Source organism: Kribbella sp. NBC_00359 (genome assembly GCF_036097425.1).
Lineage (GTDB): Bacteria > Actinomycetota > Actinomycetes > Propionibacteriales > Kribbellaceae > Kribbella.
The window spans coordinates 984,259-1,006,871 of record NZ_CP107975.1; the positions used below are offsets into that span (position 1 = coordinate 984,259).

The 22,613-nt window shown below is 68.6% G+C and carries 19 protein-coding genes; 2 read left to right on the plus strand and 17 right to left on the minus strand.

Features of this window, described 5'->3' with window-relative positions; translation table 11 throughout:
* Positions 1 to 7: 7 nt before the first annotated feature.
* From OG876_RS04760 to OG876_RS04800, 9 genes are all read right to left on the minus strand, one after another.
* Positions 8 to 889 (minus strand): ATP-binding cassette domain-containing protein, encoded by an 882-nt coding sequence (locus OG876_RS04760; protein ID WP_328523522.1) that lies wholly within the window; start codon positions 887 to 889, stop codon positions 8 to 10.
* Positions 886 to 1,941, minus strand: a complete 1,056-nt coding sequence (locus tag OG876_RS04765) for an ABC transporter permease (protein WP_328523523.1) — start codon at positions 1,939 to 1,941, stop codon at positions 886 to 888. Before OG876_RS04765 ends, OG876_RS04760 begins: the two co-directional genes overlap by 4 nt.
* Before the next feature lie 56 nt (positions 1,942 to 1,997).
* Entirely contained in the window at positions 1,998 to 3,002 is a 1,005-nt protein-coding gene (locus tag OG876_RS04770) for a sugar ABC transporter substrate-binding protein (protein ID WP_328523524.1), read from the minus strand.
* 101 nt (positions 3,003 to 3,103) lie between these two features.
* Positions 3,104 to 5,047, minus strand: a complete 1,944-nt coding sequence (iolD, locus tag OG876_RS04775) for a 3D-(3,5/4)-trihydroxycyclohexane-1,2-dione acylhydrolase (decyclizing) (RefSeq protein WP_328523525.1) — start codon at positions 5,045 to 5,047, stop codon at positions 3,104 to 3,106.
* Positions 5,044 to 5,934, minus strand: a complete 891-nt coding sequence (gene iolB, locus OG876_RS04780; protein WP_328523526.1) for a 5-deoxy-glucuronate isomerase — start codon at positions 5,932 to 5,934, stop codon at positions 5,044 to 5,046. The genes iolD and iolB overlap by 4 nt, the downstream gene beginning before the upstream one ends.
* A complete protein-coding gene (locus OG876_RS04785) occupies positions 5,931 to 6,800 on the minus strand; it encodes a Cgl0159 family (beta/alpha)8-fold protein (RefSeq protein WP_405072183.1) in 870 nt (289 codons plus the stop codon). Before OG876_RS04785 ends, iolB begins: the two co-directional genes overlap by 4 nt.
* Positions 6,801 to 7,150: 350 nt before the next feature.
* Positions 7,151 to 8,092: a 5-dehydro-2-deoxygluconokinase gene (iolC, locus tag OG876_RS04790; protein WP_328523528.1), complete on the minus strand. Its 942-nt coding sequence runs from the start codon at positions 8,090 to 8,092 to the stop codon at positions 7,151 to 7,153.
* Positions 8,092 to 8,973 (minus strand): sugar phosphate isomerase/epimerase family protein, encoded by an 882-nt coding sequence (locus OG876_RS04795; protein ID WP_328523529.1) that lies wholly within the window; start codon positions 8,971 to 8,973, stop codon positions 8,092 to 8,094. The genes iolC and OG876_RS04795 overlap by 1 nt, the downstream gene beginning before the upstream one ends.
* Before the next feature lie 46 nt (positions 8,974 to 9,019).
* Positions 9,020 to 10,018, minus strand: coding sequence for a Gfo/Idh/MocA family protein (locus tag OG876_RS04800; protein ID WP_328523530.1), 999 nt, complete (start codon positions 10,016 to 10,018; stop codon positions 9,020 to 9,022).
* A gap of 145 nt (positions 10,019 to 10,163) precedes the next feature.
* Between OG876_RS04800 and OG876_RS04805 the strand changes: the two genes are divergently transcribed.
* On the plus strand, positions 10,164 to 10,901 hold the full coding sequence (locus OG876_RS04805) for a GntR family transcriptional regulator (RefSeq protein WP_328523531.1): 738 nt from the start codon (positions 10,164 to 10,166) through the stop codon (positions 10,899 to 10,901).
* Positions 10,902 to 10,963: 62 nt separating this feature from the next.
* Here OG876_RS04805 and OG876_RS04810 read toward each other — a convergent pair whose 3' ends face one another.
* The 7 genes from OG876_RS04810 to OG876_RS04840 all read right to left on the minus strand — a co-directional run bounded on the left by OG876_RS04810 (position 10,964) and on the right by OG876_RS04840 (position 19,773).
* On the minus strand, positions 10,964 to 15,826 hold the full coding sequence (locus OG876_RS04810; protein WP_328523532.1) for an NAD-glutamate dehydrogenase: 4,863 nt from the start codon (positions 15,824 to 15,826) through the stop codon (positions 10,964 to 10,966).
* A gap of 116 nt (positions 15,827 to 15,942) precedes the next feature.
* Positions 15,943 to 16,152 (minus strand): ferredoxin, encoded by a 210-nt coding sequence (locus OG876_RS04815; protein WP_328523533.1) that lies wholly within the window; start codon positions 16,150 to 16,152, stop codon positions 15,943 to 15,945.
* Positions 16,149 to 17,348, minus strand: a complete 1,200-nt coding sequence (locus tag OG876_RS04820) for an NADH-ubiquinone oxidoreductase-F iron-sulfur binding region domain-containing protein (protein ID WP_328523534.1) — start codon at positions 17,346 to 17,348, stop codon at positions 16,149 to 16,151. The genes OG876_RS04815 and OG876_RS04820 overlap by 4 nt, the downstream gene beginning before the upstream one ends.
* An 8-nt stretch (positions 17,349 to 17,356) precedes the next feature.
* A complete protein-coding gene (locus OG876_RS04825; RefSeq protein WP_328523535.1) occupies positions 17,357 to 17,914 on the minus strand; it encodes a hypothetical protein in 558 nt (185 codons plus the stop codon).
* A complete protein-coding gene (locus OG876_RS04830) occupies positions 17,914 to 18,822 on the minus strand; it encodes an FAD:protein FMN transferase (protein ID WP_328523536.1) in 909 nt (302 codons plus the stop codon). The genes OG876_RS04825 and OG876_RS04830 overlap by 1 nt, the downstream gene beginning before the upstream one ends.
* The gene (locus OG876_RS04835; RefSeq protein ID WP_328523537.1) at positions 18,819 to 19,184 is read right to left on the minus strand and encodes a hypothetical protein; all 366 of its coding nucleotides are present in this window, start codon (positions 19,182 to 19,184) and stop codon (positions 18,819 to 18,821) included. The genes OG876_RS04830 and OG876_RS04835 overlap by 4 nt, the downstream gene beginning before the upstream one ends.
* Before the next feature lie 91 nt (positions 19,185 to 19,275).
* Positions 19,276 to 19,773, minus strand: a complete 498-nt coding sequence (locus OG876_RS04840) for a MarR family winged helix-turn-helix transcriptional regulator (RefSeq protein ID WP_328523538.1) — start codon at positions 19,771 to 19,773, stop codon at positions 19,276 to 19,278.
* A gap of 94 nt (positions 19,774 to 19,867) precedes the next feature.
* On the opposite strand from OG876_RS04840, the gene OG876_RS04845 reads away from it, so the two are divergent.
* Complete coding sequence (locus OG876_RS04845; protein ID WP_328523539.1) at positions 19,868 to 20,863, plus strand: NmrA/HSCARG family protein; 996 nt, start codon at positions 19,868 to 19,870, stop codon at positions 20,861 to 20,863.
* A 54-nt stretch (positions 20,864 to 20,917) separates the two neighbouring features.
* On the opposite strand, the gene OG876_RS04850 is transcribed toward OG876_RS04845, so the two are convergent.
* On the minus strand, positions 20,918 to 21,727 hold the full coding sequence (locus tag OG876_RS04850; RefSeq protein WP_328523540.1) for a hypothetical protein: 810 nt from the start codon (positions 21,725 to 21,727) through the stop codon (positions 20,918 to 20,920).
* Positions 21,728 to 22,613 lie beyond the last annotated feature (886 nt).

Consider the following 22,613-nt stretch of genomic DNA (forward strand, 5'->3'; position numbering starts at 1 on the left):
CGGCTGGTCAGGAGGCGGTGGGCCGTTCGGTGATGCCGAGTTCCTGCACCTCTTCCGAGAGCACCTGCGCCGCCTCGGCGACCGCACCGCCGCCCTGCTCGAGCTCGTGGTGCAGTTCCTCGAGCTCGGCGCCGCCGGCCATCAGCGCGGTGAGTTCGTCCCGGGTGATCTCGTCCTTCTTGTAGTACCCGAGCGTCTTGCCGCGCTTGAGCAGCAAGAACCGGTCGCCGACCGGGTAGGCGTGGTGTGGGTTGTGGGTGATGAAGATGACGCCGAGGCCGCGGTCCCGGGCCTGGACGATGTACTTCAGCACCACTCCGGACTGCTTCACCCCGAGCGCGGCGGTGGGCTCGTCCAGGATCAGCACCTTCGCCCCGAAGTACACCGCCCGGGAGATGGCGACACACTGCCGCTCGCCACCGGACAGCTGTCCGATCGGCTGGTCGACGTCGCGAAGGTCGATGCCCATGTCGAGCAACTCCTTCTTGGTCGTCTTCCGCATCAGGTCGATGTCCATCCGGCGGAGCGGGCCGACGCCCTTGCTGACCTCGTTGCCGAGGAAGAAATTCCGCCAGACCGGCATCAGCGGTACGACGGCCAGGTCCTGGTACACCGTCGCGATCCCCCGCTCGAGCGCCTCCCGGGGCGACCCGAAGGTGACCTCCTCCCCTTCGACCTCGTAGGAGCCGTGGGTCGGCTGGTGCAGACCGGCGATGATCTTGATCAGCGTGGACTTGCCGGCCCCGTTGTCCCCGAGCACGCAGGTCACTTCACCGGCGTCCACTTCGAGCGAGATGCCGCCCAGGGCGATGATGTTGCCGTAGTTCTTGTCACAGGCGCTGAGCCGAACCAGCGGCGCCTTGGCGGGAGCTTCCGTGGTCACAGTCATCGTGATGCCTCCGCACGTCGACGGATATAGGTGTTGAGCAGGATGGCGCCCAGCAGCAGCACGCCCAGGAAGAAGTACTTCCAGTCGGGGTTCCAGCCGGCGTAGACGATGCCCAGCTCGGCCATGCCGTAGATGAAGGCGCCGATCGCGGCGCCGATCGCGGACCCGTACCCACCGGTGAGCAGGCAGCCACCGACCACGGCGGCGACGATGTAAATGAACTCGTTGCCCACCCCGAGGCCCGACTGCACCGTGTTGAAGGCGAACAGCGTGTGCATGCCGATGAACCAGCCCAGGAAGCTGACGCCCATGAACATCCCGATCTTCACCCGCTTGACCGGTACTCCGACCGCCCGGGAGCTCGGGGCCGAACCGCCGACGGCGAAGATCCAGTTGCCGATCTTCGTACGGAGCAGGAGCCACGTCGCCAAGACGATGAAGAGGAGCCACCACAGCAGGGTGATCTTGATCGTCGCGCTGCCGACGGTGAACTGGGACGAGAACACGTTGTGGGCCGAGCCGAACCCGTCGATGTTCGACACGTCGTTGGTCGCGACGTTCCCGGTGACCTGCTTGGTCAGCGCCAGGTTGAGGCCGCGCAGCATGAAGAACGTGCCCAGCGTCACCAGGAAGCTCGGAATCCCCGTCCTGACGACGAGATAGCCGTTCACGAAGCCGATCCCGAGCGCGACCACCAGGGACACCACGACCCCGACCCACATGTTCGCGGTGAACTGGTAACTGAACATCGAGGCGACGAGCGCCGAACTGGTGACGGCGACACCCGCCGACAGGTCGAACTCACCGCCGATCATGAGGACCGCGACGGCGATCGCCGGGATTCCGTACACGGAGCTCGAGTAGAGGACGGTGGACAACGACGTGGCGTCCCGGAACGGCGGGGCCACGATGAAGAAGACGACATAGATGACGATCGCGCCGACCAGCGCCCCGAGCTCGGGACGGGCCAGCAACCTGGAGACGGCGGACCTGCGGCCCACGCGCTCGTCCTGCGCCGGCGGTGCCGGACTGGCAGCCAGTGTCTGGGTCATGGAGACCTCCTAGTTTCAGTTCCGACCGGGCCACCGCAGGCGGTGGCCCGATCGGACTACCGGGTGCCGCCGGCAGCGAACTTGCCCACGAAGTCGACGTTCTGCTTGTCGACGAGGAACGGCCCGGTCAGCGTCGGCTTCCCGCCGCCGATGATGTTGCCGTTGTTCTTGTACAGCCACAGTGAGTCGACCGATTCGTAGCCCTGCAGGTAGGGCTGCTGGTCGATCGCGAACTGCAGCTCACCCGACTTGATCTTCGCCGGGATCTGCGGGTTGAAGTCGAAGGTGCCGACCTTGGCCGTGCTGCCCGAGTCCTTCACCGCGTTCATCGCCGCCAGCGCGTCCGACGCGCCGAGGGTGATGATGAAGTCGATGCTCGGGTCCTGCTTCAGCTTCGCGGCGATCGTGGACTGCTCCGACGGCCGGTCCGAACCGTTGACGTAGATCTTGGTCCACTGCCCCTTGAAGGTGTTCTTCACTCCGTTGCAGCGATCCTCGAGCTGAACCTGACCCTGGAACTGGATCACGCACAGCAGGTGCTTGTAGCCACCCTCGGTGGCTCGCTGACCGCCGGCCTCTCCGGCCACGGTCTCGTCCGAACCGAAGTACGACAGCGCACCCGACTGCTCGAACGAGCCGATGCCCGCGTTCAGTGCGACCACCGGGATACCCGCGGCGATGGCCTTCTTCACCGCCGGGATCAGCGCCGGTGGATCGGGAAGCGTGACCGCGATGCCGTCGACCTTGCTGTCGATGGCGCTCTGGATCAGGTTCGCCTGGTTGCCCGACGACGGGTCGGACGAGTACTTCAGATCGACGTTGTCCTTCGCCGCCGCGGCCTTGGCACCCTTCTGGATGATGTCCCAGAAGGTGTCACCGGGCGCGCCGTGGGTGATCATCGCGACCGTCATCTTCGGCGTGTCGGCCTGACCGGCCGCCGCGCCGCCGGCGGCCGCCTCCTCCGCCTTCTTCCCCCCGCTGCTGCTACATGCGGCCGCTGTGACCACCAGACTCACAACGACCGCAGCGGTCAGCAGCCGCCGCCTGCCAGATCCGAACATCTCTCTTCCCCTTCTTCCACGACTTCTCCTACCTGCAGAGCCGAAGAGCCTCCGGCCCGTGGATTCGCGTGTCCCCGACAAGTGAGTCTGTCCGCCACCGATCAGTCCTCCGTCTCCCGTGTGTACGTCACCGGTGCCACGTAGGTGCGCTGGCCGGCCTTGAACTCCTCGTAGGCCGTCCGCGCGGCAATCGTCGACTCGAGCGTCGACACCTCGCTGACCGGGACGTCCCACCACGACTCGCTGTCCGGGGCACCGATCAACGGATCGGTCCGGACGTGGATCAGCACCGGCCCGGCCGCGGCCTTCGCGATCCCGATCGCCTTCTCCAACTCGGCCCGGCTCTCGACCTCGATCACCTCGACGCCGAGACTGCGGGCGTTCGCGGCCAGGTCGACCGGCAGGTGGTCGCCGTCCAGCCGGCCGTCCCCGGTGCGGTAGCGGTACGACGTACCGAACCGCTGGGAGCCGAGCGACTCCGACAGCGCGCCGATCGAGGCGAACCCGTGGTTCTGGACCAGTACGACGATCACCTTGACGTTCTCCTGCACCGCGGTGACCAGCTCGGTCGACATCATCAGGTAGGAGCCGTCGCCGACCATCACGAACACGTCCCGGTCCGGGGCACCGAGTCGTACGCCGATCCCGCCGGCGATCTCGTAGCCCATGCACGAGTAGCCGTACTCGACGTGGTAGCCCTTGCCGTCGCGGGTCCGCCAGAGCTTGTGCAGGTCGCCCGGCATCGAGCCGGCCGCACAGACGACGACGTCTCGTGGATCGGACAGCTCGTTCACAGAGCCCAGCACCTCGCCCTGGGTGAGCAGGCCGGCGGCCAGCTTGCCGGTCACCTCGGCCGGCGGGTTGTACGTCTGCTCCACGATCGCGTCCCACTCGCTCGCCAGCCGCGCGGTCTCCGCCCGGTAGTCGTCGTCGACCGACCACCCGTCGAGCGCGGTCGTGAGCGCGGTCAGCGCCTCCCGGGCGTCGGCCACCACCGGCAGACCGGCGTGCTTGCCGCCGTCGAACCTGGCCACGTTGATGTTCACGAACCGCACATCGGGGTTCTGGAACGCGGTCCTGGATGCGGTCGTGAAGTCGGCGTAGCGGGTGCCGATGCCGATCACGAGGTCAGCCGACTCGGCGAGTGCGTTCGCCGCGGTCGTCCCGGTCGAGCCGATCGCCCCGACCGACTGCGGGTGGTCGTAGCGCAGCGATCCCTTGCCTGCTTGGGATTCCCCGACCGGGATCCCGGTCGCCTCCGCGAAGGTCCGCAGTACGTCGTTCGCCTCGGCGTACGCCACGCCGCCACCGGCGACGATCAACGGACGCCGCGCGTTGCGGATCAGCGTGGCCGCTTGGTCGAGAATGTTTGCCTCAGGCAACGGTCGCGCCACATGCCACTCGCGCTCGGCGAACAGCTCCTGCGGCCAGTCGTACGCCTCCGCCTGCACGTCCTGCGGCAGCGCCAGGGTGACCGCGCCGGTCTCGACCGGGTCGGTGAGCACACGCATCGCATTCAGCAGTGCGGACGGCAGCTGTTCGGGCCGGCTGACGCGGTCGAAGTACCGCGACACCGGGCGGAACGCGTCGTTCACGCTGATGTCGCCGGCGCCGACGTTCTCCAGCTCCTGCAGCACCGGGGTCGCGACCCGGGTGGCGAACGTGTCCGACGGCAGCAGCAGGACCGGCAGCCGGTTGACCGTCGCGAGCGCGGCGCCGGTCAGCATGTTCGTGGAGCCGGGGCCGATGCTCGCCGTACAGGCGTAGGTCCGCAGCCGGTTCGTGGTCCGGGCGTACGCCGCCGCGGTGTGCACCATGGCCTGCTCGTTGCGGGCCAGGATGTAGGGCAGCGCCTCGGGGTCGGCCAGCTCGGACTGCAGCAGCGCCTGGCCGACACCGGCGACGTTGCCGTGGCCGAAGATGCCGAAGCATCCGGCGAAGAGCTTCTGCCGCCGGCCGTCGCGCTCGGAGTACTGCACGCTCAGGAAGCGCACCAGTGCCTGGGCGACGGTCAGCCGCACGGTCCGGGACAGCCCTGTCGTCATCGCTGCTCTCCAAGGGGAAGTCTGGGGTCGACCTGCTGGGTGTTCCACAGCTCGCGGACCCACGCGTGCTGTGGGTCGTCGGTGATCAGCCACTGGCGTTCGGTGCCGGGGCCGGCCATCACGTTCAGGTAGTACATGTCGTAGCCGGGCGGCGCCATCGCCGGGCCGTGCCAGCCGTGCGGGACCAGCACCAGGTCGCCGCTGCGGACCTCGGCCAGCACGTCGATGGGCCGGTCCTCGGTGCCGTAGACCCGCTGGTAGCCGATCGGATCGTTGCCCTTGACACCTTCCGGTACGTCGTCCGAGAGCTGCAACTCGAAGTAGTAGATCTCCTCGAGCTCGCTTTCGTGGCCCGGCTTGTGCTCGTCGTGCTTGTGCGGTGGGTACGACGACCAGTTGCCGGCCGGGGTGAGCACCTCGCAGGCGATGATCGAGTCCGCCTCGAGGACACCCGGCGTACCGAAGTTCCGGACCTGCCGGGAGGCGACGCCGGCACCGCGCAGCTCCGTCTCCACTTGCTCGATGCCGATCCGGCGGAACGGGTAGTCCCGGGCTGCCTTCGCGTTCGGGAAGGCGACCCGGGCGCCACCGGCGCTGACGACCGCGAACGTCGTACCGCGGGGCACGTAGGCGAGGTCGGTCGGGCCGGCGAAGACGTCGGCGCGCCCGCCGAGCGGCACGGTCTCGCCGTCGATGATCACCTCTGCCGAGCCACTCAACGGGAGGACGAGGTATTCGCAGTCGCCGGTGTCGATCTCCACCGACTGACCGGGAAGCAACGTGCGGATCGAGAGCCCGGTGTGGTGCCAGTCCCGCTCACCGGGCCGGACCATCAACTCGAAGCCGTCGCGCGCCGTGGAACCCCGCGGCCGGAACCACTCGGTCATGCGGCACCTCCATGGACGAGGGCCGCGGCGTGGTCGACCGCGGCCGCCACGTCACCGTCGGGCGGGAACAGCAGCGCCCGGCCGACGACGAGGCCACGGACCGAGGGCAGGATCAGCGCCTTTCCCCAGGCCGCGTACGTCGCCTCCGGCGCGCCGGTCGGGTCACCACCGAGCAGCAGCGTCGGCAGGGTCGTTGCCTCCATCACCCGTTCGAGGTCGTCGACGACCGGCAGCTTGAGCCAGGTGTACGCGCTGGTCGCGCCAAGACCGGAGGCGATCTGGATCGACTTGATCACCGAGTCCGGGTCGAGCAGATTCGTCACCCGCCCGTCGTCGGTGCGGGTGGACCAGAACGGCTCCACCATCGCCATCAGCTTGTGGTCGGCCAGCCCCGTGACCGCGGCGGCGCTGTGATCCAGCGTGGCCACGGTGCCCGGGTCGGCCAGGTCGATCCTGGTCAGCATCTTGCCGCCGTCGAGCCGGCGGGCGGCGATCTCCTCCGCCGAGCGGTAGGCGGTGAAGCGGTCGTCGAGTTCGAAGGACGCGCCCTGCAGGCCGCCGCGGTTCATCGAGCCGATGACGACCTTGCCTTCGAGCGCGCCGAGCAGCAACAGATCCTCGAGTACGTCGGGGGTCGCGAGGACACCGTCGACACCGGGCCGTTGCAAGGCGGTCAGCAGCCGGTCGATCAGGTCGGGCCGGCTGGCCATCGCCATCCGGTCACCGCGGACGCCGAGTGCGCCCCGCGCCGGGTGGTCGGCCGCCACGATCAGCAGCCGGCCGTCGTCGCCGACCAGCGCGCGGGTCCGGCGCTGCTGCCAGGCTTCGGCGACGCGCTCCGGATGGCGGACGCGGATCTCGGTCAGCTCCGCGAGCCGGCTGCCGAATCCTTGCGCGGCCGGATACCCGGCCTGCGGTACCGGCTGCTCGGTGGGCAGGTCGAGGTCCGCGATGACCGTCGTCTGGCGGTCGGGAGCGGTGGAGTACGCACCAGGTGCCGGCCGGCTTCGCGTCGGCGCGGACTGCACGACCACGGTCGGGTCGTCCTGGCCGGGGCGGTGGGCGGCGATCGTCGGGTCGTCCGGACCGGGGCGGTGGGCCGCGATGGTCGGGTCGCCGGGGCGGGCGATGACGGTCGGCTCGTCGTCGGGGCCGGGCGCGTCGTCCGCCCGGCGGATGGGGATCTGCCGGCGGGCGTCGGGATTCGCGTCAGAGGTCATGCTTCATCACCCATGGAGGAGAGGACTTCGGCGGTGGTGGGCATGGCGGTGGAGCACTCGAGGCGCGAGGCGACGATGGCGCCGGCGGTGTTGGCGAAGCGGATGACCTTCTCCAGCGGCCAGCCGGACAGCAACCCGTGACAGAGCGCGCCGCCGAACCCGTCGCCGGCACCGAGACCGTTCACCACCTCGACCGGGAACGGCGGTACCTCGACCCGCTCGTCCCGGGTCCGGGCGAGGGTGCCGCGCGGACCCTGCTTGACGACAGCCAGGTCGAGCCCGCGGTCCAGCAGCGCCTGGGCGGCCTTGTCCGGATCGGTCTCGCCGACTGCGACCTCGCACTCCTCACGGTTGCCGACGGCAACGGTGCAGTGGTCGAGCGCGCGGCTGACCTGCTCGTGCGCCTCGCCCGGATCGGCCCAGAACATCGGCCGGTAGTCCAGGTCGAGCACCGTGATCGGCTTGCGTCCGCGCGCCTCCCAGGCGGCGAAGTGCGCCGACCGCGACGGCTCCGCCGACAGCCCGGTCACGGTCGACCAGTAGATCCGGGCGTCCCGGATCGCGTCGAGGTCGAGCTCGGACGGGTTGATGACGAGGTCCGGCGCCTTCGGGAATCGGTAGAAGTACAAGGGAAAGTTGTCCGGCGGGAAGATCTCGCAGAACGTGACCGGCGTCGGCAGCCCGTCAACCGGGGCGACGAACTGATCGTCCACGCCCAGCTCGCCGAGGGTCCGGTGGATGAAGGTACCGAAGGGGTCGTTGCCGGTCCGGCTGATCACCGCCGACGCGCGCCCGTGCCGTGCCACGGCGACCGCCACGTTCGTCGCGCTCCCGCCGAGGAACTTCCCGAACGACGTCACGTCCTCCAGGTGCGTACCGACCTGCAGCGGGTACAGGTCGACCCCGATCCGCCCGATCGTGAGTACGTCGTGCGCCATCAGACCCCACCCGCGATCGCCTGCAGGTGCTCGATGCTGCCCCGGACGTCGGCCACCGGTCCCTCATCGGCCGGCGGCCCGGCCAGGATCGTGTCCTGCTCGAGCACGTACCAGCCGTCGTAGCCGGCGTTCTCCAGCGTGGTCACGATCGTGGCGAGGTCGATGTCGCCCGCGCCGAGCGGGCGGTACAGGCCCTGGCGGACGGCGTCGGTGTAGCTCACCTCGCCGGCCTGGACCTTCGCGGCCCACTGCGCGTCGACGTCCTTGAGGTGAGTGTGCTTGATCCGTGCCGTGTTCCGCAGCGTCAGCTCGACCGGGTCGACGCCGCCGATCAGCAGATGCCCGGTGTCGAGGGTGAGTCCGATCGACGAACCGCGCAGGACGCGCTCGACGTCGTCGGCGTTCTCGACCATGGTGCCGACGTGCGGGTGGATCGTGGCCAGCACGCCGCGGTCCGCGGCCAGCGCGGACAGCTCGTCCAGGTTGGCCAGCAAGGTGTTCCAGCCGGCCTCGTCCAGCACCGGGCGATCGTCGTACCCCTCGTGGCCGGTCGCGGCGGCGAGGACCAGGGTGGTCGCGCCGGCCGCGACGAAACCTTCGAGGGCCCTGGCCACCTCGGTGGACGGATCGTGCGCCGGGTCGTGCAGGACGACCGGGACGAAGCCTCCGACGGCGCGCAGGCCCAGATCGGCCAGGGTCTTCGCCTTCTCGGCCGGGTCGTCGGGCAGGAACCCGTCCGGGCCGAACTCGGTCGCCGCGATACCGATCTCACGCATCTGGGTGAGTACCGTCCGCGGGTCGTACTGCCAGCCCCACCCCGGGACCTCGCAGACGCCCCAGGAGATCGGGGCTCCGGCGATCCGGAGAGCAAGGTCAGTCATCGGCCGATCTCCTCTGTTGTCGATGCGGGTTTCGAGCGGTCGTGCTTCATGCGATCTCGTCGAGGGCGACGACGCGGTTCTCGCGGCGGGAGAGCTCGCAGGCGTCCGCGGTGCGGAATGCCTGGTAAGCGTCGCGGACCGTGCACGGCACCTCGCGGGTGCCGGCCACGACCTCGGTGAAGGCGGTCAGCTCGGCGACGTACGCCGGACGGAACCGATCCATGAATGTCGGGTGCGACGGTCCGCCGGGGAACGTGACACCGGCCTCGGCCGAACGCAACGCGGTGTGCTCGTCCAGCCCGACCGCGACCGAGCCGAGGCTGCCGAGGATCTCCATCCGGACGTCGTGGCCGGCGGCGTTGTACCGCGTACCACTCACGGCGACGAAGGTGTTGTCGTCGAGGGTGAGTAGGGCGGCGGCCGCGTCGACATCGCCGTAGTCGCTGAAGAAGGACTCACCGCGGTTCGCGCCGGTGGCGAAGACGCTGACGACCTCGCGGCCGGTGACGTACCGGATGATGTCGAAGTCGTGCACGGTGCAGTCGCGGAAGAAGCCGCCACTGGTCGGGATGTACTCCTTCGCCGGCGGGAACGCGTCGTTCGTGTTCGCCCGGATGTGGTGGATGAACCCGAGTTCTCCGGACCGCACCTGGGCGGCGGCCGCCTGGTATCCGGCGTCGAAGCGGCGTTGGAAGCCGATGTGCACCGGTACGTCGGAACCCTCGACCAGCTTGACCACCCGCAGGGTCTCGGCGAGGTCGATCGCGACCGGCTTCTCGCAGAACGTGGGCACACCGGCCGCGACACCGGCCGCGATCAGGTCCGCGTGCGCCGTGGTCGCGGCCGCGATCACGAAACCGTCCAGCCCGCTCGCCAGCAACGCCTCGACATCCGGCGCGAACTCCACATCCTGGTCCTTGGCGACCAGTTCGGCGCGGCCAGTATCGGCGTCCGCGACCACCAACTGGTCCACCGCCGGCAACGCCTTCAGCGTCGCGGCGTGGAACACCCCGATCCGTCCCACCCCGACCAACCCGATCCGCATGTGTCGACCTCTCTGCTCATGCTGCCGCGCCACGGCCTTGTGCTCGTTGCCCGCAACTTTCCCGGCCGATACAAGAGGTGTCAATAGTTTGTTAACACATTTTCACGTCGAGACATACATACCTTCCTCATGTAACATCCCCGCCATGGTTGCCCTTCCGGTCAGCATCGATCGGACCAGTCCGGTGCCGCTCTATCACCAACTGGCCGAGCAACTGACGGCTGCCATCACCGGTGGCTCACTCCACCCGGGCGACGCGTTCGAGAACGAGATCGCCATGTCGGACCGCCTCGGCCTGTCCCGGCCGACGGTGCGGCGGGCGATCGCCGAGCTGGTCAACCAGGGCCTGCTGATCCGCCGCCGCGGCATCGGCACCACGGTCGCGAACCAAATGGTGCACCGCAAGGCCGAGCTGACCAGCCTGTACGACGACCTGGAGCGCGAGGGCCGGACGCCGCGGACCGAGGTGCTCTCGCTCGACTGCGAGGCCCAGGACGACCGCGCGGCCGCCGTGCTCGAGCTCCCGGCCGGGACGCCGCTGGTGTCGATCGTCCGGCTCCGCTACGCCGACGACCTCCCGCTCGCGATCATGCGCAACTGGTTGCCTCCGGCACTCAAGGACCTGAGCCTCGAGGAACTCACCAGCACCGGCCTGTACGCCGTCCTCCGGGCCCGCGGGATCCGGCCCACGGTCGCCCGCCAGCGGATCGGCGCCCGCAACGCCACCGCCGACGAGCGCCGCACCCTGCACATGTCCAAGGCCGAGCCCCTCGTCACCATGACCCGCTCCGCGTACGCCGCCGACGGCTCCCCGGTCGAATACGGCAACCACTGCTACCGAGCCGACCAGTACTCAGTAGACGTCGTCGTCTCCGAACGCTGACCCGGCATCCCGACCGCGCCGACGAGCGGCACTCAGGTCGTCGGACACCACCAGCCCGTGTCTCAGGCCTGGTTCGCGATCAGGGTGCGGACCAGGCGGAGGCCTACGGACAGTTGGGCCAGTTCCGGGGCGTCGGTGTCGACGATCTCCTCGAGCATCGACGCGGCCCTCGAGAGGGCGATCGCGTTCTGGTCCTGCCAGGTGATGACCCGGTCCTCGGGCTCGGCCGAGGCGTCGGTCGTCGCCAGCACTTGGCGGGTCAGCCTGGCGTGCACCGCGTGCAGGTCGTCGCGCAGCGCGGCGCGCGCCATCGTCTGCCACCGGTCGGTGCGCGGCAGCCCGATGATGCGTTCCAGGAAGCGGCCCAGCTGCAGCCGCTCGCCGAGCGCGAAGTGCACCTTGGCGACCTCGAGGATGTCGATGTCGTCGCGCGACGCGGTCTCGACCACACCCAGCCCGGCGTACGCCGGTGGCAGCACCGCGATCCGGGTCGCGAAGTCGGGCGAAACCCCCTTCTGCACCAGGGCTTCCCGGCGCTGCTCGAACAGCGCCAGCTCGCGGCCGCGCAGCAGCTCGGGCAGTGCCGCGGTGAGCTTGGCGATGCCGGGACCGAAGAACTCGATCAGGTCGTCGATGTCGAGCGGTGGGCGCCGGTTGCTGACCAGCCATCGGGTCGCGCGCTCGACCAGCGTCCGGGTCTCCAGCCGCATGTGCGTCTGGACCGCCGCGTCGACGACGTTGTCCAGCTCGGCGTTGCGGGACAGCAGCTCCGGCTGCGAGAAGATCCGCGACGCGGCCAGATTGCAGCGTACGACGTCCTCGACCGATCCGCCGGTCTCCAGCGAGAGGCGGTGGAACGCCGTGATGCCGGAGGTGTTCACGAACTCGTTCACCACCTGGGTGGTGATGATCTCCCGGCGCAACTGGTGGCCCTGGATCTGCTCGCCGAACCGCTCCTGGATCGCCTTCGGGAAGTAGCTGGCCAGCTTGTGCGCCAGGAACTCGTCGTCCGGCAGCGACGTCTTGAGCAGCTCCGCCTCCATCACGATCTTGGTGTAAGCGATCAGCACGGACAGCTCCGGCGAGGTCAGCCCGCGGCCCTCCGCCTTGCGCTTCTTGAACTCGGCCACGCTCGGCAGGAACTCGAGCTGCCGGTCCAGCAGTCCTTGCCGCTCCAGCCGCCGTACCCAGTCCTGGTGGACGTGCAGCAGGGCCGGCGCCTGCGCGGTCGCATTGGCCAGCGCGATGTTCTGCCGGTAGTTGCTCTTCAGCACGAGCGTGCCGACCTCGTCGGTCATCGACGCGATGATGTCGTTGCGCTGCTTCTCGGTCAGGTCGCCGTCGGCGACCACCTTGTCCAGCAGGATCTTGATGTTCACCTCGTGGTCGGAGGTGTCCACACCGGCCACGTTGTCGATGAAGTCGGTGTTGATCCGGCCACCACCGGCGGCGTACTCGATCCGGCCGAGCTGAGTGAAGCCCAGGTTGCCGCCCTCACCGACCGCGCGGGCGCGCAGCTCGGCGCCGTTGATCCGGATCGCGTCGTTGGCCTTGTCGCCGACGTCGGCGTGCGACTCGGCGGTCGACTTGACGTAGGTGCCGATGCCGCCGTTCCAGAACAGGTCGACCGGCGCCTTCAGGATCGCGTTCATCAACTCGGCCGGCGTCAGCGTCGCCGGGCTGCCCTCGAGACCGAGGACGTCGCGAACCTCGGCCGAGATCGGGATCGCCTTGTCGGTCCGCGGGAAGATCCCACCACCCGCGGAGATCAGCGACGCGTCGTAGTCCGCCCACGACGACCGCGGCAGGTCGAACAGCCGCCGCCGCTCGACGAACGACGTGGCCGCGACCGGGTCGGGGTCGAGGAAGATGTGCCGATGGTCGAACGCCGCGACCAGCCGGATGTGCTCGGACAGCAGCATGCCGTTGCCGAACACGTCACCGGACATGTCGCCGACGCCGACGACGGTGAAGTCCTCGCTCTGGCAGTCGTGGCCCAGCTCGCGGAAGTGCCGCTTGACCGACTCCCACGCGCCGCGGGCGGTGATGCCCATCGCCTTGTGGTCGTAGCCGACCGAGCCGCCGGAGGCGAACGCGTCACCCAGCCAGAAGCCGTACTCCTTCGCGACCCCGTTCGCGATGTCGGAGAACGTCGCCGTGCCCTTGTCGGCGGCAACCACCAGGTAGGCGTCGTCGCCGTCGTACCGGACCACGTGCTTCGGCGGAACGATGTCCCCGGCAACGATGTTGTCGGTGATGTCGAGCAGCCCGGAGATGAACGTCTTGTACGACGCGATGCCCTCGGCCAGCCAGGCGTCCCGGTCGACGGCCGGGTCGGGCAGCTGCTTGGCGTAGAACCCGCCCTTCGCACCGACCGGCACGATCACCGAGTTCTTCACCATCTGCGCCTTCACGAGGCCGAGCACCTCGGTGCGGAAGTCCTCCCGCCGGTCCGACCAGCGCAGCCCGCCGCGCGCGACCGCGCCGAAGCGCAGGTGCACACCTTCGACCTGCGGCGAGTACACGAAGATCTCGTACGCCGGCCGTGGCTCCGGCAGATCCGGGATCGCCTTCGGCTCCATCTTCAGCGAGATGTAGGACCGCGGCCGGCCGTCCGGGCCGGGCTGGTAGTAGTTCGTCCGCAGCGTCGCCTTCATCACGGTCAGGTAGGACCGCAGGATCCGGTCCTCGTCCAGGCTCTTCACCGTGTCCAGCGCGGCCAGGATCTCCTTCTCGAGCTGATCCGTGCGCATGGTCCGGTCCGGGTCGTCGGCCGCACCGCGGGCCGGGTCGAAGCTGGCCTCGAACAGCTGGACCAGAAGACTCGCGATGTCCACGTGGGTCAGGAACGCGTTCTCGATGTAGCTCTGGCTGAACGGCGTACCGCCCTGCCGGATGTACTTGCGGTAGGCGCGGAGGATCGACACCTGGCGCCAGCTGAGGCTGCCACGCAGGACCAGCGCGTTCAGCGCGTCCGACTCGGCCCGGCCCTCCCAGACCGCCTTGAACGTGTCGGAGAAGAGCTTGCGCAGCTCCTCACGCTCCTCGGTGTCCTCCGGTGCCTTGAGTCCGAAGTCGTAGATGTACGCCGCGGTGCCGTCGTCGCAGCGGATCTCGTACGGGCGCTCGTCGATCACCTCGACACCCATGTGGGTCAGATGCGGCAGCACCTGCGACAGGGAGAGCGCCGTACCGGTCCGGAAGACCTTGAAGCGGCGTTCGCCCTCCCACTCCTCGTCGATCGGGCTGTAGAGCGACATGGCCAGGCCGTTCTCGGCCGGGAGGCTCTGCAGTACGTTGACGTCGTTGACCGCGACGCGGGCGTCGAAGTCCTCCTTGTAGGCCTCCGGGAACGCGTTCGCGTACCGCCGGGCCAGCTGGGTGACCGCACCGTCGCCACCCTGCGCGTGCAGGGCCGCGGTGAAGTCGTCCGCCCAGGCGCGGGTCGCTTCGATCACCTTCTGCTCGAGCAGGTCGGCGTCGTACTCACCGACCGTCTCGCCCTGCTTCATCCGGACGACGAAGTGCACGCGGGCGAGCACGGACTCGGTCACGTAGGCGGCGTAGGTGACGGTCTCCGCGCCGATGGCGTCCTTGAGGATCTGCTGCATCTTCAGCCGGACCGCGGTGGTGTAGCGGTCGCGCGGCAGGTACACCAGGCAGGACAGGTACCGGTTGTAGACGTCCCGCCGGACGAACAGCTTGACCGCACGCCGCTCCTGCAGGTGCAGCACCGACTGCACGATTGGCAGCAGGTCCTCCACCGGCGCCTGCAGCAGCTCGTCGCGCGGGTAGGTCTCCAGGACGTCGAGCAGACCCTTGCCGCTGTGGCTGTTGGGGTCGAACCCGGTCATCCGGAACAGCTCCAGCGCCTTGCGCCGCAGCACCGGCACCTGCATGACGCTCTCGGTGTACGCCGTCGACGAGAGCAGACCGATGAAACGGCTCTCCCGGACCGGCTCGCCGTTCGCGTCGAACTGCTTGATGCCGACATAGTCCAGATACGTCGACCGGTGCACGGTGGACCGCGAGTTGGCCTTGGTCAGGATCAGCAGCTTCCGCTCCTGCGCCCGCGCGCTCGCCTCGGGCGGGAGCTTGCCCGACCCCGGCTTGGGGTCCGGCCGGAGGATGCCGAGCCCGGTCCCGGGCCGGCCGCGCAGGATGCCCTGGTCACCCTCCATGGTGAAGTCGTACTCGCGGTAGCCGAGGAAGGTGAAGTGTTCGTCGGCCAGCCACTCGAGCAGCTCGCGCGCCTCCTCCACCTCGTTCTCGCCGACGGGCAGGTCGGCCGCGTTCAGCGACTCGGCGATGGAGACCGCCTTCTCGTGCATCTTCGGCCAGTCCTCGACCGCCTCGCGCACGTCGTGCAGCACCTTCTGCAGCTCCTGCTCGAGGGCGCGGTGCTCGGCGGTGTCCGCGATCCGCTCGATCTCCAGGTGCATCCAGCTCTCCCGGACCAGGTCGTGCCCGTCCGTCGCCTCGGTGTCGTCGAGGACCTCGTGCAGGGTGCCGGCGATGTCCCGGCGGACCACGAACTGGGGGTGGATCAGCAGTTGCATCTCGAGGCCGTGCTCGGTGATCGCCATCGCGGCGCTGTCGACCAGGAACGGCATGTCGTCGATGACGATCTCGACCACGGTCCGGCCGTTCGCCGACCACCCGTACTCCTCGAGGGTCGGCGTGAAGACGTGCACCTTCGCCGTACCCTGCGGGCGGGACATTGCGGTCTTGTAATGATGCCGTGCCGCGCCCAGACAGTCGTTCGGCTGCCGCTCGGCCACGTCCTCGGCGGCGACGTGCCGGTAGTACCGCTCCAGGAAGGTTTTCAGCTTCGCCGGATCCACCGACTTGTCGTGCCCATGTGTCCCCGCGGCCACCGCCTTGGCGAGCACATCCGCCTTCTGGACGTCCAGCTTGCTCTGCATTCCCCACCGTCTCCACACGTGACCTCGGCGCGGCTCGTCGCCGGACCGCACGACGTTGTGCGGTCACTCAGAGACTAGTCCACCTTTGTCACTGGTGTGATGTCGGGACGAGCCTGTCACACCCGTTTGACCGGTCCGTTCAGCCGCAGTGCCAGAGCCGGGCAGGCCAGGACTGCGCGGCGTGCGTCCGGCAGTTCACCGGCGGTGATCTCGCGGCCTCTCAGGACCGGGAATCCCCACTCGTCGAGGACGATATCGTCCGGCAGCAAGGTGGCGCAGAGGCCGTGCCCGTCGCAGCGCGTCCAGTCGATCTCCAGCTTGTTCACGACACACCTCCAGGGACCGGCAGGACTCTCCGGACCGGCCTTCCGCAACCGCCACCGGCGAGGTGCAGCCGCACGTCGTCACCGAATACTTCGAGTGCCGATCCGAGGAATCGCGCCGAGCCGTCCGGGTGCGCACAAGCACCACGGCCCGGGATCAGCCCCAGGTGCCGCTGGGCGTCGTGCCAGCCAGATGGATCGCCCCTGACCAACCTGTCGAAGTCGTCGACCAGCGACGCCAGTCCGAACACACACGGACCGCACTGCCCCGCCGACTGGATTGCGAGCCACCCAGCGACCCGATGCACCTCACCGAGCGGGCAGGTGTCCGCGCCGAGCGCCAGGATGATGCCCGCGGACACTTCCGGTCGCTGCAGTGTCAGGCCATCGGTCCGCGGCAGCCAGCGGCCGTGGTACCCGCCGAGCAGCACCGGCCCGGGTTCCGCGCCGGCGAACTGCAGCACTGTGTCCAATGGCACACCGGTCGGGGTCTCGATCACACCAGGCCACTGCACAGCCCCGTCGATCGTCAGCAGCTGCGTGCCCGGCTCGCTGATCAGTCCGGTGTCGCTGAACCCTCTGGCCCCGAGCCGCGCCAGTACGGCGAGCTGCGCGAACGTCTCCACGTTCGACAAGAAGGTCGGGCGCCGGTGGTAGCCCTTGCGCGTCGGCAGCACCCTCCGACCGGGCGGTACGGCGGGACCGCCTTCCAGCGCACTTAGCACCGCACGGGCCTCGCCCGCGACGAAGCGGTCAGGTGTGTCGGTGACCTCGATCGCCAGATGGTCATCGCGCTCCATCAAAGCCTCACGGACGGACATGGCCGCGGCCGCGTCGTGGATGGCGATCAGCACGTGGGGCGCGCCGAGCGCGTGAGCCAGACTGGTGGCGCCGTCCAGGATGAGGTGCGGCGAGAGGGTGAGGAGCAGGCGGTCCTTGCGGCTGACCGGCTCGCTCTCCGAGCCGTTGACGACGACAGCCTCGACGCCCTTCGCCGGCAGGTCCGCGAGCTTCAGGGCGACCGGGAAGGCCGCGCCACCGCGTCCTCTGAGTCCGACTGCTTCGGACAGCTTCGTGTAGTCCTCGCGGGTCAGGTCCGGCTGGACTCCGCGGATCCAGTGATGACGCTGCCGATCCAGTCGGCCCTGGTCGAGTCCGGCCAGCACTCTGGCCTGACCGATGACTCTTGTGTCTTGCATGGTCATCGTCATTGGGCCCTCCAGGCACGGGCAAGGTTCGGGGACGTGGTGGCGCGGACGCGGTACGCAGCGGCTGCACCGACCGCGGTCAGGCAGCCAATGGTGATGGCGAGCATCCACGGCGTACCGCGGTCAGTGCCGGCCAGGAGTGCGTGCCCGATGGACAGCAGCCAGCCGACCGACGCGGCGATGTGGATCGTCCGCCAGTGCTTGGTGAAGGACGCTGATCGAGCCAACCGGCCACGTGCGGCCCCGACGACAGACGTGAGCACGATCCCGTAGAGGGCGAGCACGCCGACCACCATCGCGAACGGCCGATAGCCGGAAGCGAACGGCCAGACCAGGACCGTCGGACTGATAGCGACGAAGCTGTCGGTGATCACGGCTATGACGTGAGTGGTCAGCAGGACCAGTCCGGTGGCCGCAGCCGAGCGGTGCACGTACTGCAGCCAGAACCGGCGCTCCGGCCGCCGACTGCCCGACATGACCATGCCGAGGGCGGCCGACAGGGTGAACATGATCATGGCGACGACTCCGGCCGCGCGGGCCAGGTACCACAGCGTCATCAGGCGGCCCTGCTCTTAGCCGGCCAGCCCGACAGCTCGGTGACCTCACCGTCGTCGGCGACCAGCCGGGCCGGGTGACCCGCCAGCGTCAGTCGCCCCACGGCCGCCTCGCCAGTGGCGACAAGCGCCGTACTGAAGGTATTCGCGCGTACGGCGGTTGGAGCCCAGACGGATGCGGTTCGCCACGGGCCGTCGGCGGGGCGTCCGGTGCGGGGGTCGATGACGTGGTGCCCGTAACCGGTCGGGGTCTGCCAGCGGCGTACTGTCCGGGTCGACGTGGTGAGCCCACCGTGCGCGAGGCTGACGAGGACTCCGGGGTCTCCGGCGCGTTCGGCGACGGTGATGACCCAAGGCTCGGCCGGCTTGCCCGCGGCTCGCAGGTCACCACCGATCTCGACGAGGACTGCACAGCCGTAGCGCTTGCTGAGTACCAGGGCTGCCCGGTCGGCGGTCCAGGCCTTGGCGGTGGCGCCGAGGTCGAGCGCGGAGTCCTTCGGTACGCCGAGCAGGGCGAGCTTGCGGTTGAGCTGGACGCTCTGCCAGCCCGGGACCGGCTTCGCGTCACCGGTCGGCTGCGGGAATCTCCGCCGTACCGCCTCGATGTCGTCGTCGTAGCCGGCGGCGATCACCGCCGAGCCGACGGTCGGGTCGACCGCGCCGCCGCTCATCGAGGCGGCGACCAGGCTCACGTCGACGAGGTCGACGAGCAGCCGGGATACCGGCACGAGGGCGCCGGCCCGGTTGTTGACAATCGACAGCTCGGAGTCCGGGCGGAACCGGCTGGCCGCCTTGTCGACGCGATCCATCAAGGCCTTCAGCTCACCGCACGCGGCACCGAGGACGGCGGGGTCGTCAACCGTCAGGCGGACCGTGCAGCTCCAGGCGGTCCAGGTCCGGGACGCGGTCATGATCCGTTGCTCCCGCCCTGCGACGTGGAGCCTGAGCTCGCCGAACCGAGCCCGCTGCCCGAGCTGTTGGAGTCGTCGGAGCTCGAACCGGAGCCGGAGTTGCTGCTCGAACCGGAGCCCGAGCTGCTCGAGCCCGAGTCGTCGGAGCCGGTCGAGCTCGCCGTCGTACCGGTGCCGCCGGAGCCGGAGTGCCGCGCAGACACGATGGCGACCGAGAGGCCGGTGCCGCCGATGCCGAGGACGGCCGTCGCGATCGCGGCGGCGCCGGCCCGGCGCAACCACCGGGCGCGCGCTGACCGCGCGACTGCCGGAGCGCCCGCCCGGGCGGCGTGGGATTCGTCGAACGCATCTGTGGTGACCATGGCCTCAGCCTCGCCGCAGGCTCCTCAGCCGCACTCCAAGAGAACGTCAAGCGACCATCAAGTCCTGCTGAAAGCTCTCTGAGAGCTCTCCTCAGGATGCGTTGAGACCGCTGACCGCCGGCGGGCAGTCGGTGTCGCAGTGCTTGCCGATCGCCTCGACGATGTCGTCCGACACCTCACCGAGCACCGCCAGCCGGTCCGGGCCGAAGACGTCGACGAAGAACTCCCGGACCCGAGCCGCGTGGGCCGGCGCGCACGCCTTGATCGCGGCCCGCCCCGCTTCGGTGATGGCGATCTCCGGGTACCGCGAGTCGCAGGACTCCTTGCTGATCAGGCCGCGCTTCTCCATCCGGCTGAGGTGGTGCGACATCCGGCTCTTCTCCCACTGGGTCAGCTGACCCAGCTCGAAGGCCCGCATCCGGCCGGTGTCCGACTCGGACAGGTTGACCAAGATCTCGAAGTCCGACTTGGACAGGCCGAACTCGCGCTGGAGATGGCGCTCGAGGTGCGTCTCCAGCGTTTTGTGCATGAGCAGATAGCTGCGCCACGCCTTCTGCTCGTCGTCGTCGAGCCACGGTTCCTTGCCCACGACCCCCATCCTACCTGGTCGGGTTGACACATCAACCAAACGAGCTACGATCGGTCGAGTTGACACATCAACTCAACCTCTGGGAGTGCTAGATATGAGTGAGAAGAAGCTGATCGCAGTCGTCGGAGCCACCGGAGCACAGGGCGGTGGACTGGCCCGGGCGATCCTCGACGATCCGTCGCACGAGTTCGCCGTACGGGCGCTGACCCGGAACCCGGACTCCGCCAAGGCGAAGGAACTCGCGGCCGCCGGCGCCGAGGTGGTCGCGGCCGATCTGGACGACGAGGCGAGCGTGCGGGCCGCGTTCGACGGCGCGTACGGCGCTTTCGTCGTGACGAACTACTGGGTCGAGCGGACTCCCGAGCAGGAGGCGGCCCGGTCTCGCGCCGAGATGGAGCTCGCCCAGGCCGAGACCGCCGCGCAGGCCGCGCGCGACGCCGGCGTCAAGCACCTGATCTGGTCGACGCTCGAGGACACCCGGCCGTTCTTCGCCGGCCGGGACGACGTACCGAGCCTCGACGACGGCCGCTACAAGGTCCCCCACTTCGACGCGAAGGGCGAGGCGGACGCGCTCTTCACGAAGTACGGCGTACCGACGACCTTCCTCCGTACGACGTTCTACTTCGACTCGCTGATCAGCGGGATGGAGCCGGTCCGCAACGTCGACGGCAAGCTGATCCTCAACATGCCGATGGCCGACCAGCCCCTCAGCGGAATCGCCTCGGAAGACATCGGCCGCACCGCTCTCGGCGTCTTCCGCCGCGGCCCCGAACTGATCGGCCAGACCGTCAGCATCGCCGGCGACCACCTGACCGGCGACCAGTACGCCGCAGCCCTGACCGTCGCCCTCAAGGACACCCTGGGCGAGGACATCACCTACCAGCCCCTCACCTGGGACGAGTTCCGCGCCCTGCAATTCCCCCTGGCAGTAGAAATCGCCAACATGTTCCAGTTCTACGCCGAGGACTCCGCCCGCTTCACCGGCGACCGCAACCTCACCAAGGTCCGCGACCTGAACCCGGCCCTCCAGTCCCTCGAAGACTGGCTGACCAACCACAAGCACGACTTCAAACTCGAGCCGACACTGTAAGTCAACTGGCGCGAGTGCAGCTCGACGAGACTTCCACGCCTGGCTGGTGATCAATCAGCCGGCGTTGGAGTCGAGCAGGTATGTCGTCAACCGGTCGTGGCGCCGTTGCCGCAGTCGGCCGGCCACCCACAGTCCGAGCCATCCGACCACGAGCGCCGTCGCGCAGATCATCAGGGCGTCTGCGACGAACTGCGGCTGCGTCAGCTGACGCCCGGGTGCCTCGAAAAGCCACCGTGCGGCGACGATCGACGGGAGGATGAGCGTCGCCGCGATCGCCGGCACGACCAGGTACGGAGCGACCAACAGGATCCCCCAGCGAATCGTCGTCCGCCGATCGCTTCGATGCTGCCGTCGCCATCGCAGCGGTCGCGGGTTGTACGGGAACACGAGGCCGAGCCAGGCTGCCACGGGCAGGATCCCGAGCGGCAGGATCACCAGAACAACGGAGGCGGCGACGACCTTGACAGGGTGCTGGCCCTGGACGCCGATGACGAGAGCGATCAGAGCGCACGGTAGCCCGACGAGCGATGCGAGCACGAGGCAGCGGGCGGTGAGCCACGTCCGGAACGCCGCGCCATCGTTCAGGACTGACACCGCCTTTCCGGGATCCTGGCCCACAACGTTTGTGGACGGCGTATCCGCAAGCATCCAGGTAGCCAGGAGGACCGGAAAGGCCAGCGGCCCGTGCAAGGCAAACAGCCAGTCGTGAACCTGAGGTGGCAGGAGGAACCAGGCCGCCGTCATCAGCAGCGCGTTGCCGATCAGCGCGGCCGGCAGTTCCCACGGCGGCCGGAACACACGGCGGTATGTCTCCGTCACCGCACGCCTGAGCGACACATGCCCGAGCGCTGAGGGACCTCGCATGCTACGCATCATGCCGCTGCCGACCTGGATGACACCATCACGGACGGATAAGCGGCTATCGGCGCTCGAAGTCGAAGCCGATGCACGGCGGACTGTGGGCTCGCCAACCCACTGCCTGCCATCCGGTCGTGACGCTGAATATCGTTGTTGCCGAAGTTCGCAGGGGCACCCCCGAGCAGTCCGGTGAAAGTCGTCGACCCGGCGCCGGACGAGGACGGCGATGCGCTCCCCGCAGCCCTGCCCGGCGCGCCGAAGGCGCCAGATCGGACTCACGCGGGGGGACTGCCCTGTAGCGGTAACTGCCTGCCAGTGCGAACCTCGCATTTGTAGATTTGAGCATTCTGCGGCGGAGGCGCGTCTCCAGGAACCTGCCCTGCTGGTGGATCGCACGATCACGCGGGAAGCGGAAACTACGACCTTATTCAAAATACGTCTCATTCAATTCCCGAGACTCAGGACAACTGGCGCTGGTGCAACAGGTGTCAGTGGCTATCATTCGGTGGCAGCGCGTCTCAAGGGACCTGCCCGGCCGGTGGAACACACAACCACAAGGGAAGCGGCAATTACGTCCTGATAAAGACGTGACATCCCTGGCCGGCCACCATCGATCGGCGAGAGCGGCTGGGGGTTCAGTCTGAATTGTTTACCTTGAGTGGCCGCGATCCAGAAAAATCTGCTGTCAGCAGCTCTCCTGAACCATGAGCGTGACCCGGTGGTTCTGATCGCGAAAGTCACCTAGTTCGAACTCGCTATGGGGAGGCGCGTTCCCGGCAAGGAATTCTTCCACGCGCGCCAGTAGGGCATCGCGCTCGGCGCCGCATACCTCGGACACATTGAGCTCGTAGGCGCGTACGACGTGAACGTCTGGGCGCCTCATGAGCCGTCT